General features: G+C 71.8%; 14 protein-coding genes. 9 read left to right on the top strand and 5 right to left on the bottom strand.

Features of this window, described 5'->3' with window-relative positions:
* Nucleotides 1-345: 345 nt before the first annotated feature.
* Nucleotides 346-954 (bottom strand): TetR/AcrR family transcriptional regulator, encoded by a 609-nt coding sequence (locus ACZ7LS_RS26295; protein WP_382525965.1) that lies wholly within the window; start codon nt 952-954, stop codon nt 346-348.
* Nucleotides 955-1,146: 192 nt separating this feature from the next.
* On the opposite strand from ACZ7LS_RS26295, the gene ACZ7LS_RS26290 reads away from it, so the two are divergent.
* The 5 genes from ACZ7LS_RS26290 to ACZ7LS_RS26270 all read left to right on the top strand — a co-directional run bounded on the left by ACZ7LS_RS26290 (nt 1,147) and on the right by ACZ7LS_RS26270 (nt 6,701).
* The gene (locus ACZ7LS_RS26290) at nt 1,147-1,980 is read left to right on the top strand and encodes a phosphatase PAP2 family protein (RefSeq protein WP_382876319.1); all 834 of its coding nucleotides are present in this window, start codon (nt 1,147-1,149) and stop codon (nt 1,978-1,980) included.
* Nucleotides 1,977-3,092 (top strand): DMT family protein, encoded by a 1,116-nt coding sequence (locus tag ACZ7LS_RS26285; protein WP_385134100.1) that lies wholly within the window; start codon nt 1,977-1,979, stop codon nt 3,090-3,092. The genes ACZ7LS_RS26290 and ACZ7LS_RS26285 overlap by 4 nt, the downstream gene beginning before the upstream one ends.
* 292 nt (nt 3,093-3,384) lie before the next feature.
* A complete protein-coding gene (gene tdh, locus ACZ7LS_RS26280) occupies nt 3,385-4,419 on the top strand; it encodes an L-threonine 3-dehydrogenase (protein ID WP_382525969.1) in 1,035 nt (344 codons plus the stop codon).
* A gap of 96 nt (nt 4,420-4,515) precedes the next feature.
* A complete protein-coding gene (locus ACZ7LS_RS26275) occupies nt 4,516-5,715 on the top strand; it encodes a glycine C-acetyltransferase (RefSeq protein WP_385134097.1) in 1,200 nt (399 codons plus the stop codon).
* Between the two features lie 71 nt (nt 5,716-5,786).
* The gene (locus ACZ7LS_RS26270) at nt 5,787-6,701 is read left to right on the top strand and encodes a LysR family transcriptional regulator (RefSeq protein ID WP_382525973.1); all 915 of its coding nucleotides are present in this window, start codon (nt 5,787-5,789) and stop codon (nt 6,699-6,701) included.
* A 94-nt stretch (nt 6,702-6,795) separates the two neighbouring features.
* Here ACZ7LS_RS26270 and xylB read toward each other — a convergent pair whose 3' ends face one another.
* Nucleotides 6,796-8,271, bottom strand: a complete 1,476-nt coding sequence (xylB, locus tag ACZ7LS_RS26265; RefSeq protein WP_385134092.1) for a xylulokinase — start codon at nt 8,269-8,271, stop codon at nt 6,796-6,798.
* A gap of 201 nt (nt 8,272-8,472) precedes the next feature.
* On the opposite strand from xylB, the gene xylA reads away from it, so the two are divergent.
* Nucleotides 8,473-9,642 carry a xylose isomerase gene (gene xylA, locus ACZ7LS_RS26260; RefSeq protein ID WP_382525977.1) on the top strand — a complete coding sequence of 390 codons (1,170 nt, stop codon included), beginning with the start codon at nt 8,473-8,475 and terminating at the stop codon, nt 9,640-9,642.
* A gap of 136 nt (nt 9,643-9,778) precedes the next feature.
* Here xylA and ACZ7LS_RS26255 read toward each other — a convergent pair whose 3' ends face one another.
* The 3 genes from ACZ7LS_RS26255 to ACZ7LS_RS26245 all read right to left on the bottom strand — a co-directional run bounded on the left by ACZ7LS_RS26255 (nt 9,779) and on the right by ACZ7LS_RS26245 (nt 12,100).
* On the bottom strand, nt 9,779-11,026 hold the full coding sequence (locus ACZ7LS_RS26255) for an ROK family transcriptional regulator (protein ID WP_382877051.1): 1,248 nt from the start codon (nt 11,024-11,026) through the stop codon (nt 9,779-9,781).
* Between the two features lie 175 nt (nt 11,027-11,201).
* Nucleotides 11,202-11,633: a hypothetical protein gene (locus ACZ7LS_RS26250; protein WP_382525979.1), complete on the bottom strand. Its 432-nt coding sequence runs from the start codon at nt 11,631-11,633 to the stop codon at nt 11,202-11,204.
* Complete coding sequence (locus ACZ7LS_RS26245; protein WP_382525980.1) at nt 11,627-12,100, bottom strand: ATP-binding protein; 474 nt, start codon at nt 12,098-12,100, stop codon at nt 11,627-11,629. Before ACZ7LS_RS26245 ends, ACZ7LS_RS26250 begins: the two co-directional genes overlap by 7 nt.
* 208 nt (nt 12,101-12,308) lie before the next feature.
* Here ACZ7LS_RS26245 and ACZ7LS_RS26240 point away from each other — a divergent pair, with 208 nt between their 5' ends.
* The 3 genes from ACZ7LS_RS26240 (at nt 12,309) to ACZ7LS_RS26230 (ending at nt 14,335) form a co-directional block, all read left to right on the top strand.
* Nucleotides 12,309-13,172, top strand: coding sequence for a helix-turn-helix domain-containing protein (locus ACZ7LS_RS26240; RefSeq protein ID WP_382525982.1), 864 nt, complete (start codon nt 12,309-12,311; stop codon nt 13,170-13,172).
* Complete coding sequence (locus tag ACZ7LS_RS26235) at nt 13,173-13,409, top strand: DUF397 domain-containing protein (RefSeq protein ID WP_030350290.1); 237 nt, start codon at nt 13,173-13,175, stop codon at nt 13,407-13,409. It abuts the gene before it with no gap.
* A gap of 125 nt (nt 13,410-13,534) precedes the next feature.
* Nucleotides 13,535-14,335, top strand: a complete 801-nt coding sequence (locus ACZ7LS_RS26230; protein ID WP_382525985.1) for an SAM-dependent methyltransferase — start codon at nt 13,535-13,537, stop codon at nt 14,333-14,335.
* The last annotated feature ends 17 nt before the right edge of the window (nt 14,336-14,352 follow it).

The following is a 14,352-nucleotide window of genomic DNA, read 5'->3' as shown; positions in this document are numbered from 1 at the left end:
CACCGGAGGCTCCGAAACGGGCCGCACGCGCGCCGTGCACCGGTGGTTCATACCACTGCGCCACCGCACACCGTGGTCCCCCGGGGCTCCCGGCGCCCGCCGTCGGCCGATGGTGTTCGTCACGGCTCGTATACGGCTCCTCCCAGATGCCGTCGCCATTCTGATCGTTGCCACTACGTCATTGAGCGGTGACGCACGAGACGAATGTACGAGACCGGACTCCGCCTCTCCCGGCGTGCCTGTGGGCCCCCGGAGAGGGGCCCACAGGCATGGAGTGCGCCGCTCCCGTCCCCACGGTGCGGCGCCGGTGAGTCGTCGTCATCCGCTCGGACGACGGCCCACCGGTCAGGGGTGCGAGGTGACTCGCGAGGTGTCCCGCAGGCCGAGCGCGGGAAAGACCGCGGCCTCCAGGAAGCGGTGCAGATACGCCTCGTCGGCCTGCCGGCCCTCCACCATCGGCCGCGCGCGCATGACGCCCATCAGCTGGGCGGCCACGAACTCCGCCGCGGGGTTGTCGGCCGCGATCTCGCCGCGTGCCACGGCGCGTTCGACCATGGCGTCGATCGCCGCGACTTCCGGTTCGATGATGTTCTCGCGCAGGGCGCGCAGCAGCTCCGGGTTCTGGAAGGCCGCGTGGCTGAGCGCGTGCATCAGCGCGGTGTCGCGGCCCGCGCCCGCCACCGCCGCACGGGCCGCCGCCCGCAGGTCTCCGACGAGGCTGCCCGTGTCGACGTCCACGAGCTTGACGCAGCGGGTGCCGCGCAGCGCCGCCGCGACCAGCTGAGGTTTCGTGCCCCACTGACGGTAGAGCGTGGACTTGCCGCAGCGGGAACGGGCGGCCACGCCCTCCATGGTCAGCGCCTCGTAGCCGCTCTCTCTGAGCAGCTCCAGGGCGGCTTCGTAGAGTTCCAGCTCCCGTTCCGGCGTGATCTTGGAGCGGCGCGGCGATGTCATCGTCTCTCCCCGTCTCCGCCGCCCGGCCCCGGTGCGGCTCCGGCGGCGATACGTCAGTGTACCGATACGCCAGTGTACCGATACGAATCCGTATCGGTACACTGGCGTATCGATAGGGCGCGGTCCAGACCGCGCCGCCGCACCACCACGACGTCCTGTCGCGCCGTGTTGTCCAGGTAAGGGGGTCGGGTGATACGCACCCGCACCGGGCCCGCCGCACGGAAGCCGGAAGCTTCCGCCCGACCGCCCCTCGTACGTGAGCTGTTGCTCGTCGCCGGACTCTTCCTCGTCTACAAACTCGGCAGGCAGGCCGCCACCGGCCGGACCGGCGAGGCGTTCCGGAACGCCGACCGCGTCTGGGACTGGGAGCGCGCGCTCCATCTGCCGGGCGAGGGCTCCGTACAGGGCGTGCTGCTGGACAGCGGGACGCTCGTCCACCTGGCGAACACGTACTACGCGACGGTGCACTTCCCGGCGACGGTGCTCTTCCTCGGCTGGCTCTACTGGCGCCGCCCCGGCCACTACCTGTGGGCCAGGCGCGTCCTGTCCGTACTGACCGGGGCCGCGCTCGCGCTCCACCTGCTGATGCCCCTCGCGCCGCCGCGGCTGCTCGCGGCGTCCGGTCTGGTGGACACCGGCCAGGTGTACGGGCCGACGGTGTACGGCGAGAGCCCCGGCACGGACGCGCTGGCGAACCAGTTCGCGGCGATGCCGTCGCTGCACGTCGGCTGGGCCCTGATGGTGGCCGTGGGCCTCATCGCCGCCACGCGGTCACGGTGGCGGTGGCTCTGGCTGCTGCATCCGCTGCTGACGCTGCTCGTGGTCATAGGCACCGCCAACCACTACTGGCTCGACGCCCTCGTGGCCGTCGCCCTGCTCACCGGCACTGTGACGGTCATCAGGGCGCCACGCCCCCGGTCCCCGCGGCGCGGCTCGCTGGTCGCACGCTCCGCCGCCGCACAGCTCCCACCGGTGTCCCCCGTCGCTCCCGCCGCACCCGTCGTCACCTCAGGGGCCGGCCGATGAACGGGGCGACGGCCGTGGCCGTGGCGCTGTCGCTGGTCTCGGCCGTCGCGTACGCCTCCGCGGCGGTGGCGCAGGAGCGGCTCGCGGCGCGTACGGCACCCGACACCGGACTGTTCACCCTGCTGACCCGCGGCGCCTGGTGGTGGGCGGTCGGGCTGAACGCGACCGGCGCGCTGCTGCATGTCGTGGCGCTCACCTACGGACCGCTCACGGTCGTCCAGCCGCTGGGCGCCCTCACCCTCGTCGCCGCCGTGCCCCTGGGGGCCCGTCGTGCCGGGCGGCAGGTCAGCCGGGGCGAATGGCGCGGCACGGCCTTCACGCTGGTCGGCCTCGCCGCCATCCTGCTCACGGCGGCCGGCAGCTCGCCCGACGAGACGCTCAGCCTGCCGCAGGCGCTCGGTGTCGCGGGCGTGGCGATGGCGCTGGTCGCCCTGCTGACCCGGCCGGGAGCCGGCTCGGGCCTCCGGCACGCGGCGGCCTCCGGCATCACCTCGGGCGTCGCCTCGGCCCTCACACAGACGGTCACGGTCGCCGCCACCGCGCGTGACGCGGACGCGCTGCCGGTGTGGCAGGTGGCGGCCGTGGCACTGGTGGTCGCGGCCTTCGCGTCCGGCGGTCTGCTGCTGTCGCAGCGCGCCTACCGCGCCGGACTCGGAGCGCCGCTCGCCGTCCTGACCCTGGCCAACCCGGTCGCGGCGGCCGTCATCGGTCTGACTCTGCTGGGCGAGCGCCTCCAGGGCGGCGTCCCGGGCGTGACGGCGGCGCTCATCGGCGCGGTGGTCGCCGCGCGGGGCGTGGTGCTGCTGACCCGGGCGCCGGTGACCGCGCCCGCGATGACGGCGCCGATGACGGTGACGCCCGCGGGGCTGGTGCCAGGACAGCGGACCGCCGCCCCCGTCGCCGTATCGCCGGTGCTTCCCGAGCCCGGCGGTCACGCCGTGGAGCCGGCCGCCGGGGACGGATGGCCCGGCACGGGCGTACCCGCGCGGGGTGCCCCGACGCCCGGCGCGCTCGCCGTGCGGCCGCCCTGGCGACCGCACCCCCTGAGGTCGGGGCGGGCGCTCCGGGACCGCCGGCGTGCGCGCCGTCGCGGGGACTGCACATACCGATAGCGGCGGGGGCCGTACGTACGGATGGCCGTCCGGCACGTACGGATGTCCGCCCGGCCCAGACAGCCCCGCCGGCTCCGACAGATGGCGGGGCGGCAGGAGAGGGCCCCTCCCGCCCCCGCCAGGCCGGTCGTCTTCCCGGCGCGCCGCGGCGCGTGAAGCTCCGCTGTTGGGCCGCTTAAGAAATCCTCGATGGACTGAACGATCACCACTCGGCAGATTGGTGCCCGACCACCGAACAGTGATCACCGTTCAGCGCCCTGCACCACGCACCACCACCCCCGGGAGCCGCCCCATGAAGGCACTTGTCAAACAGAAGGCCGAGCCGGGGCTGTGGCTCATGGACGTGCCCGAGCCGGAGTACGGGGACGGCGACGTACTGATCAAGGTGCTCCGTACCGGCATCTGCGGCACCGACCTGCACATCCGTTCCTGGGACGGCTGGGCCCGGCAGGCCGTCACCACACCCCGCGTCCTCGGCCACGAGTTCGTCGGCGAGGTGGCCGCCGTCGGCGCGGCCGTCCAGGACGTCGCCGTCGGCGATCTGGTCAGCGGGGAGGGTCATCTCGTCTGCGGCAAGTGCCGTAACTGTCTCGCCGGCCGCAGGCACCTCTGCCGCAGCACCGTCGGGCTCGGCGTGGGCCGCGACGGCGCCTTCGCGGAGTACGTCTCCCTGCCCGCCGCGAACGTCTGGGTGCACCGCGCCGAGGTGGATCTCGATGTCGCCGCGATCTTCGACCCGTTCGGCAACGCCGTCCACACCGCGCTCTCCTTCCCCCTCGTCGGTGAGGACGTGCTGATCACCGGCGCGGGCCCCATCGGCATCATGGCCGCGGCCGTCGCCCGGCACGCCGGTGCGCGCAATGTCGTGATCACCGACGTCAGCCCGCACCGCCTCGAACTCGCCCGCAAGGCCGGTGCCACCCTCGCCCTCGATGTCTCGCCCGCCGATGTCGGCATCGCCGACGCACAGCGGCAGCTCGGCCTCAAGGAAGGCTTCGACATCGGTCTGGAGATGTCGGGACGCCCCGAGGCCATGCGCGACATGGTCGACAACATGACGCACGGCGGCCGGATCGCCATGCTCGGGCTGCCCGCCGAGGAGTTCGCCGTCGACTGGTCGAAGATCGTCACCTCGATGATCACGGTCAAGGGCATCTACGGACGCGAGATGTTCGAGACCTGGTACGCGATGACCGTCCTGCTCGAAGGCGGGCTCGACCTCACGCCCGTCATCACCGGCAGCTATGGATACACGGACTTCGACGCGGCGTTCGACGAAGCGTCCTCCGCACGCAGCGGCAAGATCATTCTCGACTGGAGCGCCTGACCGCCCCCCTGGCCCCGCGGCGAACCGACCCCCTGAGCCCAGAGCCCCTGAGCCCAGAGCCCCCGAGCCCCAGAGCCCCAGAAGAAGGAGCCCTTCATGTACGCGTCCGTCCGGGACGACCTCTCCGCCACCCTCGACGAGATCCGCGACGCGGGTCTCTTCAAGCCCGAGCGTGTGATCTCGACACCGCAGAGCGCCTCGGTCGCCGTCACCGCGGGCGGCGCCCCCGGTGATGTCCTCAACTTCTGCGCCAACAACTACCTCGGACTCGCCGACCACCCCGAGGTCGTCGCCGCCGCCAAGGACGCGCTCGACCGCTGGGGCTACGGCATGGCGTCCGTACGCTTCATCTGCGGCACCCAGGAGATCCACAAGGAGCTGGAGCAGCGGCTCTCGGCGTTCCTCGGCCAGGAGGACACGGTCCTCTACTCCTCCTGTTTCGACGCCAACGGCGGGGTCTTCGAGACGCTCCTCGGCCCGGAGGACGCGGTCATCTCCGACGCCCTCAACCACGCCAGCATCATCGACGGCATCCGGCTATCGAAGGCCCGCCGTCTCCGGTACGCCAACCGCGACCTCGGCGAGCTGGAGACCCGGCTCAAGGAGTCCCAGGACGCCCGTCGCCGGCTGATCGTCACGGACGGCGTGTTCTCGATGGACGGGTACGTCGCCCCGCTGGCCGAGATCTGTGATCTCGCCGACCGGTACGACGCGATGGTCATGGTCGACGACTCGCACGCCGTCGGCTTCGTGGGCACCGGCGGCCGGGGCACCCCCGAGCTGCACGGCGTCATGGACCGGGTCGACATCATCACCGGCACGCTCGGCAAGGCGCTCGGCGGCGCCTCCGGCGGCTATGTCGCGGCCCGCGCCGAGATCGTCGCGCTGCTGCGCCAGCGCTCGCGCCCGTACCTCTTCTCCAACTCCCTCGCGCCGGTCATCGCCGCCGCGTCGATCAAGGTCCTCGATCTGCTGGAGAGCGCGGGCGAGCTGCGGGACCGGCTGAACGCCAACACCGCTCTCTTCCGCGCGGAGATGACGGCGGCGGGGTTCGAGATCCTGCCCGGTGACCACGCGATCGCTCCCGTCATGATCGGCGACGCCGCCGAGGCGGGCCGGATGGCCGAACTGCTCTTGGAGCGCGGGGTCTACGTGATCGGCTTCTCGTACCCCGTCGTCCCCATGGGCCGGGCGCGGATCCGGGTCCAGCTGTCCGCCGCGCACTCCACGGACGATGTGGAGCGGGCGGTCGCTGCGTTCGTCGACGCGCGCGAGGCGATGAAGCGGGAGGGCTGAGCGCCGATGCGGGTGGGGCGGCCGATGCCGGTGGGGGTGGAGTTCCGGGCAGACCTGGCAAAATGGGCCGGGTGATCGACCCCCGGCGGCTGCGCGTCCTGCGGGCCGTGGCGGACCACCGTACGGTGACCGCCGCGGCCGCCGCGCTCTATCTCACCCCCTCGGCCGTCTCCCAGCAGCTCGCCGCGCTGGAGCACGAGACCGGGCACGCGCTGCTGACCCGCAGCGGCCGGGGCGTACGGCTGACCGCCGCCGGGGAGATCCTGCTCACCCACGCGCACGCCGTCCTCGCCCAGCTGGAGCGCGCCGAGGCGGAGCTGGCGGCGTACGCGGGCGGGACGTCGGGCGAGGTCACGGTCGCCGCCTTCGCCACGGGCATCGCGGAAGTGCTGGCCCCGGCCCTTCAGCTGCTCGGCGGACCGCACCCCGACATACGGGTACGCGTACGGGACGCCGAGGGTGACGAGAGCCTGCCGATGGTGCTCGACGGCGAGGCCGATCTGGCGGTCGCGGTCGAGTACCGGGGCGCCCCGCGCGAGGACGATCTGCGGCTGTGGCGGGTGCCGTTGTACGCGGAGCCGTTCGACGCCGTCCTGCCGGCCGCGCATCCGCTCGGCCTCGGCGCCGAGGTCGTGCTCGCCGACCTGGCCGACAGCGACTGGATCGGCCCGTACCCCGGCAACCCCTGCCACGACGTGATCCAGCTCGCCTGCGAACTGGCCGGCTTCCAGCCGCGGCTGGCGCACTCCTCCGACGACTTCCGCGCGGTCGTCGCCCTCGCGGGCGCGGGCGCGGGAGTGGCGCTCGTCCCGCGCTCCGCGCTGCGCGGCATGGAGCTGAAGGGCACGGTCGTACGCCCCGTGGCGGGCCCGGCCGCGACCCGCAGGGTCTTCGCCGCCGTACGCCGGGGCGCGGAGGCGCACCCGCTGATCCGCCCGGTGCTCGACGCGCTGGCACGGGCGGCGGCCGGCCTGACGACGGACTGACGGCGGCCAGCGGCCGGGCCGACGACGACCGGCGGCGGACCGGTGGCGGCGGCGGAACCGACGACCCGGGCGCGTACCGGCCCAGCTCAGCAGGTCAGCTCAGCAGGCTCGGCGCCGCCCTGTCCAGGACCGATCCCACGCGCTCCCAGGTCTCCACGTCCCGTTCCACCGGGGGCAGTTCGGGCCCGTCTCCGGTCCGCCAGGAGGTCGCGATCGCCACCGCGTCCTCGCCCGTCGCCGCGCCCGCGGCCAGCGCGGCGGCGCCCAGCGCGACCAGTTCGCCGCTCGTCGGGACGATCACCCGGCGGCCGGAGAGCCGGCGGACCGTATCCACCCACATCCGGCCCTGCGCACCGCCGCCGACCAGGCGCAGCGGGCGGCCCGCCACCTCGGGGGCCGCGGGGTCGAGGCCGCAGGCGCGCAGCACCTCGTCCAGCGCGCGCAGTACGGTGACGGCCGCGCCCTCGTAGGCGGCGCCCAGCAGCTGCTGCGGGGTGGTGTCATGGCGCAGCCCGGTCAGCAGGCCCGAGGCGGCGGGCAGATCGGGGGTGCGTTCGCCGTCCAGATAGGGGAGCAGTACGGCTTCGCCGCCCGGCACCGCGTCCTCCCGGTCGAGCCGGAGCAGCGAGGCCACCTTGTCGACGGCGAGCGTGCAGTTGAGCGTGCAGGCCAGCGGCAGATACGTACCGTCCGCCGCCGCGAATCCGGCGAGGGCGGGGGAGCCGGGGCGGGTGCGGGTGGCCGCGAAGACCGTTCCCGACGTGCCGAGGCTGAGCACCGGGTGGTCCAGCAGCCCGGCGCCGCCGAAGCCGAGCCCGACGGCCGCGCTCATGTTGTCGCCGGTGCCGGCGGCCACGGCGATGCCCGCGGGCAGGCCCAGTTCCGCCGCGGAGCCGGCCGTGAGCGAGCCGACGCGCGCGGCGCCGGTCGTGGCGACCGTGGGCAGCAGATCGGCGTCGAGACCGAGGAGCGCCAGCAGTTCGGGGTCGTACTCCCCGGTGGCGGTGGAGTACCAGCAGGTGCCCGAGGCGTCACCGGCGTCGGTCGCCGCGGTGCCCGAGAGCCGCTCGGTGAGAAAGTCGTGCGGGAGCCGGATGGCCGCGGTGGCCTCGGCGATGGCGGGGTCGTTCTCCCGCAGCCACTGCCACTTGGAGGCGGTCATCGAGGCCACCGGTACGGAGCCCGTGCGCGCCGTCCAGGCGTCGGGGCCGCCCAGCGTCTCGGTGAGCGCGGCGGCCTGCGGGGCGGAGCGGGTGTCGTTCCAGAGCAGCGCGGGGCGCAGCGGCCGGCCGGTGCGGTCGAGCACCACCAGACCGTGCTGCTGACCGGCGACGGCTATGCCGGTCACGTCCGAGGCGTCCACCCCGGATTCCTTGAGACCGGCGGCGACCGCCTCGCGCAGTGCGTTCCACCACACCTCCGGGTCCGTCTCCCGGGCGCCGCCCTCACCGGTCACCCGGTGCGGCGCGCGGCCCACGGCGAGCAGCCGTCCTGTGGTGGCGTCCGTGAAAGCCGCCTTCGTGGACTGGGTGGAGCTGTCCACGCCGATGACGACCGGGTTCCGGGACATGGGCGTACCTCCAGATTGAACGTCGATGAAACAAATTACGCGATGGTGTGGCACACGGGAACCGTGCCGACGATCATCATCCTGTGTCCGTTGGCGTGTGGGGTCTTTTGCACACCCCCATCCCCGTGCATTATTAGTCATGTCAGGAAACAAATAAGGTCGGCACGTGCCGGACCTGAGGTATCGAAGGCGGCCAGAGTCATGACGGAACGCTTCACCCCCACCCCCGAGGACAAGTTCAGTTTCGGCCTCTGGACGGTGGGCTGGCAGGGCAAGGACCCGTTCGGCGACGAGACCCGCCCGGCGCTGGATCCCGTCGAATCGGTTCACCGACTCGCGGAGCTCGGCTCGTGGGGTGTGACCTTCCACGACGACGACCTCATTCCGTTCGGCTCGACGGAGGCGGAGCGCGAAGCGCACATCAAGCGGTTCAGGCAGGCGACCGAGGAGACCGGTATCACGGTCGAGATGGTCACCACCAACCTCTTCACCCACCCCGTCTTCAAGGAGGGTGGCTTCACCGCGAACGACCGCGACATCCGCCGCTACGCGCTGCGCAAGGTGCTCCGCAATGTCGACCTCGCGGCCGAACTGGGCGCCAGGACCTTCGTCGCCTGGGGCGGCCGTGAAGGCGCCGAGTCGGGCGGAGCCAAGGACATCCGCCTCGCCCTCGACCGGATGAAGGAGGCCTTCGACCTGCTCGGGGAGTATGTCGTCGAGCAGGGCTACGACCTCAAGTTCGCCATCGAGCCCAAGCCCAACGAGCCGCGCGGAGACATCCTGCTGCCCACCGTCGGCCACGCCCTGGCGTTCATCGACCGCCTGGAGCGCCCCGACCTGTTCGGCGTCAACCCCGAGGTCGGCCACGAGCAGATGGCCGGGCTCAACTTCCCGCACGCCATCGCCCAGGCGCTGTGGTCGGGCAAGCTCTTCCACATCGACCTCAACGGCCAGCACGGCACCCGCTACGACCAGGACCTGCGGTTCGGCGCCGGTGACCTGCGCGCCGCCTTCTGGCTGGTCGACCTGCTGGAGAACGCGGGCTGGGAGGGCGCGCGGCACTTCGACTTCAAGCCGCCGCGCACCGAGGACATCGACGGGGTGTGGGCCTCCGCCGCCGGCTGCATGCGCAACTATCTGATCCTCAAGGAGCGTGCCGCGTCCTTCCGCGCCGACCCGCTCGTCCAGGAGGCGCTGCGCGCGTCCCGCGTGGACGAGCTGGCGCAGCCCACCGCGCCCGAGGGCGTGACCGCGCTGCTGGCCGACCGCGGTGCCTACGAGGAGTTCGACGTGGACGCCGCCGCCGCGCGCGGCATGGCGTTCGAGCACCTCGACCAGCTCGCCATGGACCACCTCCTCGGCGTGCGCTGAGCGCGGGAGCGACCGGCGGCGACCAGGAGCCGCCGGGAGCCACTCGGCGCCACGGCGAACGCGCGCGGGACGGGCTGACGCAAGCCCTTCCCGCGCGCGTTGCCGGCGGTGTCGTACGTGTCGTATCTGTCGTACGTCAGCCCGTCCCGCGCGTCTCGCGGTGTACGTACGCCACCGGATCGGCCAGTACCGCCTGGACGACCAGGGCCGCCGCGCCGCGCGCCGCGTCCCCCGCCGAGGAGGACCCGCGCAGCCGCCCGCTGTCGCTCTCCCACAGGCCCGAGACCACCCGGGCGGTCAGCTCCTGGTCCGCGGCCGGTGAGAGCCAGGGCATCAGCTCGCGGTAGATCCCGCCGAGGACGACCGCGTCCGGATCGAAGAGGTTCACCGCACCCGACAGCACCCGGCCCAGCGTCTGCCCGGCCCGCTCCACGGCGGCGATGGCCTGGGGGTCGCCCGCGTCCGCCCGCAGCCCCAGCTCGGCCACGCCCGGCACCCCCGCGTTCTCGTCGATCCCCGCCGCCCGCAGCAGCGCGGACTGGCCCGCGTACTGCTCCAGGCAGCCCCGGGACCCGCAGCGGCACAGCGGCCCCTCCGGATCGACGACCACATGGCCGATCTCGCCGGCGAACCCATGGGCCCCGCGCAGCAGTTCGCCGTTGAGCACCAGGGCGCCGCCGACGCCGATCTCGCCGGTCAGATAGAGGAAGGTACGGAGCGGGCCGAGTTCGCCGAACCACAGCTCCGCCAGTGCCGCGAGGTTGGCCTCGTTCTCCGAACTCACCGGCAGCGGGGGCAGATCGGGCCGCAGCTCGGCCAGCGCGGAGGCGAACAACTCGTCGGAGGGGACGAGGTTCCAGCCGAGGTTCGGGGCCTGTCGGACCCTACCGCCCGACACCAGCCCCGGCAGGGCGAGTTGGACCCCGACCGGCAGCAGATCCTGCTCGGCGGCGGACTCCAGGGTGCGGGCGGCGATCCGGGCGCAGCGGGTCAGTACATCGGAGGGCCGGGAACCGCGGTTGTCGAGGTGTTCGGTCAGCCGGACCCGGTCGGTGCCGGACAGGTCGACCACGCACACCGACACATAGTCGATATTGATCTCGACGCCGATCCCCGCGGGCCCTGTGCGCGTCACCTTCAGCACGGTGCCGGGGCGCCCGGCCTGACCGCTGAACGTCTTGCCGGACTCGGAGAGGAAACCGCTGTCCAGCAACTGCTCGACCAGGGACGACACGGCCGCCCTCGTCAGGCCCACCCGCGCCGCGACACCGGCCCGGGTCGCCTCGCCCTCGTCCCGTACCGCGCGCAGCACAAGGCTCAGATTGTGCCGCCGCACGGTCTCTTTGTCGGCCTTCGGGCCGAGGGAAGTGTGGTTGTTGTTCATCTCGACCACGAGCCTATGTGATCGGCCCGCGATCGCGGGACCGGAGCACCAAGCCGGCCGGCCGGGCAGGCGGGACCGTGACGACAGCGACCGTGACGACGACCGTGATGACAGGGGCTGGGATGACAGGGGCTGTGACGAGAGCGCTGTGACGAGAGGGCTGTGACGGCAGGGGCTAGCCCCGCTGTGCCGGTACCGTCCCCGCCGTGCCGTCCGGCTCCCAGGACGGGGCGGTGCCGGTCAGCTGGCAGACCATGAGGTAGAAGGGGATCGGAGGCGTGTACGGCGTGGGGTCCTCCGGCCAGTGGATCAGCCGGGGGTGCGTCGCGGGCACGCTCGTCCCCGCGACATAGCGGGCCGGGGACGGCCAGGTCAGATCGAGGTCCGAGCCCGCCGGGACGATCCACCACCACCGCTCGGTGTCGGCGAAGATACAGCCCTTCCTCGGCAGCCGCGCCATCAGCCGGAAGCCGTGCTCCGCCGGGATGCCCACGGCGTCACACCCCAGCGAGGCGGGCAGGGTCGGCGGGAGTGGCAGCTGTACGTGTCCGGGAGATGACTCGGTGCGCAGGCCGCGCGAAAGGCGCTGCAGCGTGGTCTTCAGCATGACTGCTCCGCTCCGTGTGACAGTTCCGCCCAGACGACGCGCCCGGGTCCGTATCCCGAGGTGTCGTGGGCTCCCCAGCCGCTGCATATGGAATCGACGAGAAACAGTCCGCGGCCGCCCTCGCCCTGGCTCTCGCCTTCCTCGGCGTGGTGCAGCTGCGGCCCGGTCGGCCCGTACCCCTGGTCCTCCACCGCGATCCGCAGCTTTCCGTTGGTCTGCCGGATCTCGCAGATGACGTGGTCACCGGCGGCGTGCACCACCGCGTTGGTGACCAGCTCGGACACGACGAGCACCACGGTCTCGCGGGTCTCCTCGTCCACCTCCCAGGTGTCGAGGCGGTCGCGCGTCAGCTGTCTCGCGCGGCAGACCGACTCGGCGTGAGACGGCAATTGGAACCCGTAACGACGGACAACGTTGCCAGGGCACAGGGCTATGAGCTGGGGGGTGAGCGCGTTACCAGGTGCCACGACCGATTCCTAACGGTGGGGGAGCAGCTTTCGCGCGCAAGACCTCTCCCGTGGCAGAGCGCGACAACCGCGTGAACTGGTTCACCGATCCACTCTCCACCCGCCGAGGACACTTGGCAAGTAGCACTCTGAATTTTTCAGAGTGCCGTGTTCTTCGTGGAAGAGACATGGCAGACTGCTGTCAACCGTGCGTGGGGAGGACCCAGAAGTGAGTGAGCCGCGGTCCGCCCCGACCGTGGGACAGGTCGTACTGGGCAGACGACTGCAGGATCTGCGTGAGCGTGCCGGACTGAAGCGCGAGGAGGCCGCCAAGCTTCTCCGCGTGGCGCCGGCGACGATACGCCGCATGGAGACGGCCGAGGTCGCGCTCAAGATCCCCTATGTACAGGTGCTGCTCAGGGCCTACGGGATCCCCGAGGACGAGGCCGACGCGTTCGTCGAACTCACCGAGGAAGCCAACAAGCCGGGCTGGTGGCAGCGGTTCCACGACATCCTGCCTGACTGGTTCAGCATGTATGTCAGCCTGGAGGGGTCCGCCGCGCTGCTCAGGGCGTACGAACCGCACTTCGTCCCCGGGCTGCTCCAGACCGAGGGCTACGCGCGCGCCGTCATGAACGCAGGCGCCGTGGGGCAGGCGCGGCCGGAGGACATCGAGCGCCATGTGGCGCTCCGGATGGAACGCCAGTCACTCCTGACCCGGGTGGACGCGCCCAAATTCTGGGTGATCATGGATGAGACGGTGCTGCGCCGCCCGGTGGGGGACAGCCCGGAGATCATGCGGGAACAGATCGACCGGCTGCTCGAAGCGGCCACGCTGCCCAATGTGACCCTCCAGATCGCGGAATTCTCGACCGGACACCACCCGGGTACCTACGGGCCGTTCGTGATCTTCCGTTTCGCCGTACCGGAGCTGCCCGACATGGTCTACAGCGAGTACCTCACCGGTGCCGTCTATCTCGATGCTCGTCCCGAAGTGGCCACCCACCTGGAGGTCATGGACCGGATGGCGGCCCAGGCCGCAACTGCACAACGCACGAAGGAGATCCTCAAGGATGTCCGCAAGGAGCTGTGAATGGATCCCATATACAACGGCATGCCCGCCGCCGACCTCGGCGCCGAAGGCTGGCACAAGCCGTGGAGTGGTGGCAACGGCGGCAACTGCATCGAGGCCATGAAGCTGGCCGACGGCAGAGTCGCCGTGCGCCAGTCCGCCGACCCTGACGGCCCCGCACTGATCTACACCACCAATGAGATCGCCGCCTTCATCCAGGGTGCCAAGTCGGGCCAGGCGGACTTCCTGCTCACCTGATCCCCATCTCCATCAGCCGATCCCACTCGGCCGAACCCGCTCCACCCCCGCTTTGCTTTCTCCACATCTCCACATCTCCACATCTCGACTCATCGACTCATTGACCTGAGACTCATGGAGCGCACATGACCGGGCATGACCCGATCGACACCACCAAGCCGCATCCGGCCCGGGTGTACGACTGGTTCCTCGGCGGCAAGGACAATTACCCGGTGGACGAGGAGATGGCGAAGCAGCTTCTCACACTGGACGCGAGGGGTCCCGAAATGGCCCGGGTCAACCGGGCGTTCATGCACCGCGCCACCCGCTGGCTCTGCGCCGAAGGCGGGGTGCGCCAGTTCCTCGACATCGGTACGGGCATCCCCACCGAACCCAATCTCCACCAGATAGCCCAGGAGGTCGCCCCCGACTCCCGGATCGTCTACACGGACAACGACCCGATCGTCCTCCGGCACGCCGAGGCGCTGCTGCGCAGCACTCCGGAGGGCGTCACCGAGTACGTCCAGGCCGATGTGCGCGATCCGGAGAGCATCGTCGCGGCCGCGGGCACGATCCTGGACCTCGACCGGCCGGTCGCGCTCTCCCTCATCGCGCTGCTCCACTTCGTCTCGGACGAGGACGGCGCGTACGAGCTGGTGCGCCGGCTGCTCGAACCGCTGCCGTCCGGCAGCTATCTCGTCATCTCGCACGCCACCGGCGATTTCGACCGGGAGAGCTCGGACCAGGCCCGTGCGCTGTACCGGCAGCGCGGTCTGACCCTGGCCCTCCGCTCGCGGGACGAGTTCGCCGCGTTCTTCACGGGGCTCGACCTGGTCGAGCCCGGGGTCTCACTGGCCGCCGACTGGCGCCCCGGGCTGGGGGAGGTCGTACCGGTTCCCGGCAACGAGCCGATCCCGGGGTACGCGGCGGTGGCACGCAAGCTGTAACCGGTAGCGGGGGCGCG

The organism is Streptomyces sp. NPDC039430 (assembly GCF_055639435.1).
Note: the sequence above shows the minus strand (reverse complement) of the source record. Positions and strands in the feature narration are given on the sequence as shown.

Excerpts from the sequence above, each read along its gene's own strand:
- ACZ7LS_RS26295 (WP_382525965.1), bottom strand. The coding sequence starts at position 954 with ATGACATCGCCGCGCCGCTCCAAGATCACGCCGGAACGGGAGCTGGAA.
- ACZ7LS_RS26285 (WP_385134100.1), top strand. The coding sequence starts at position 1,977 with ATGAACGGGGCGACGGCCGTGGCCGTGGCGCTGTCGCTGGTCTCGGCC.
- tdh (WP_382525969.1), top strand. The coding sequence starts at position 3,385 with ATGAAGGCACTTGTCAAACAGAAGGCCGAGCCGGGGCTGTGGCTCATG.
- ACZ7LS_RS26275 (WP_385134097.1), top strand. The coding sequence starts at position 4,516 with ATGTACGCGTCCGTCCGGGACGACCTCTCCGCCACCCTCGACGAGATC.
- xylB (WP_385134092.1), bottom strand. The coding sequence starts at position 8,271 with ATGTCCCGGAACCCGGTCGTCATCGGCGTGGACAGCTCCACCCAGTCC.
- xylA (WP_382525977.1), top strand. The coding sequence starts at position 8,473 with ATGACGGAACGCTTCACCCCCACCCCCGAGGACAAGTTCAGTTTCGGC.
- ACZ7LS_RS26255 (WP_382877051.1), bottom strand. The coding sequence starts at position 11,026 with ATGAACAACAACCACACTTCCCTCGGCCCGAAGGCCGACAAAGAGACC.
- ACZ7LS_RS26250 (WP_382525979.1), bottom strand. The coding sequence starts at position 11,633 with ATGCTGAAGACCACGCTGCAGCGCCTTTCGCGCGGCCTGCGCACCGAG.
- ACZ7LS_RS26235 (WP_030350290.1), top strand. The coding sequence starts at position 13,173 with ATGGATCCCATATACAACGGCATGCCCGCCGCCGACCTCGGCGCCGAA.
- ACZ7LS_RS26230 (WP_382525985.1), top strand. The coding sequence starts at position 13,535 with ATGACCGGGCATGACCCGATCGACACCACCAAGCCGCATCCGGCCCGG.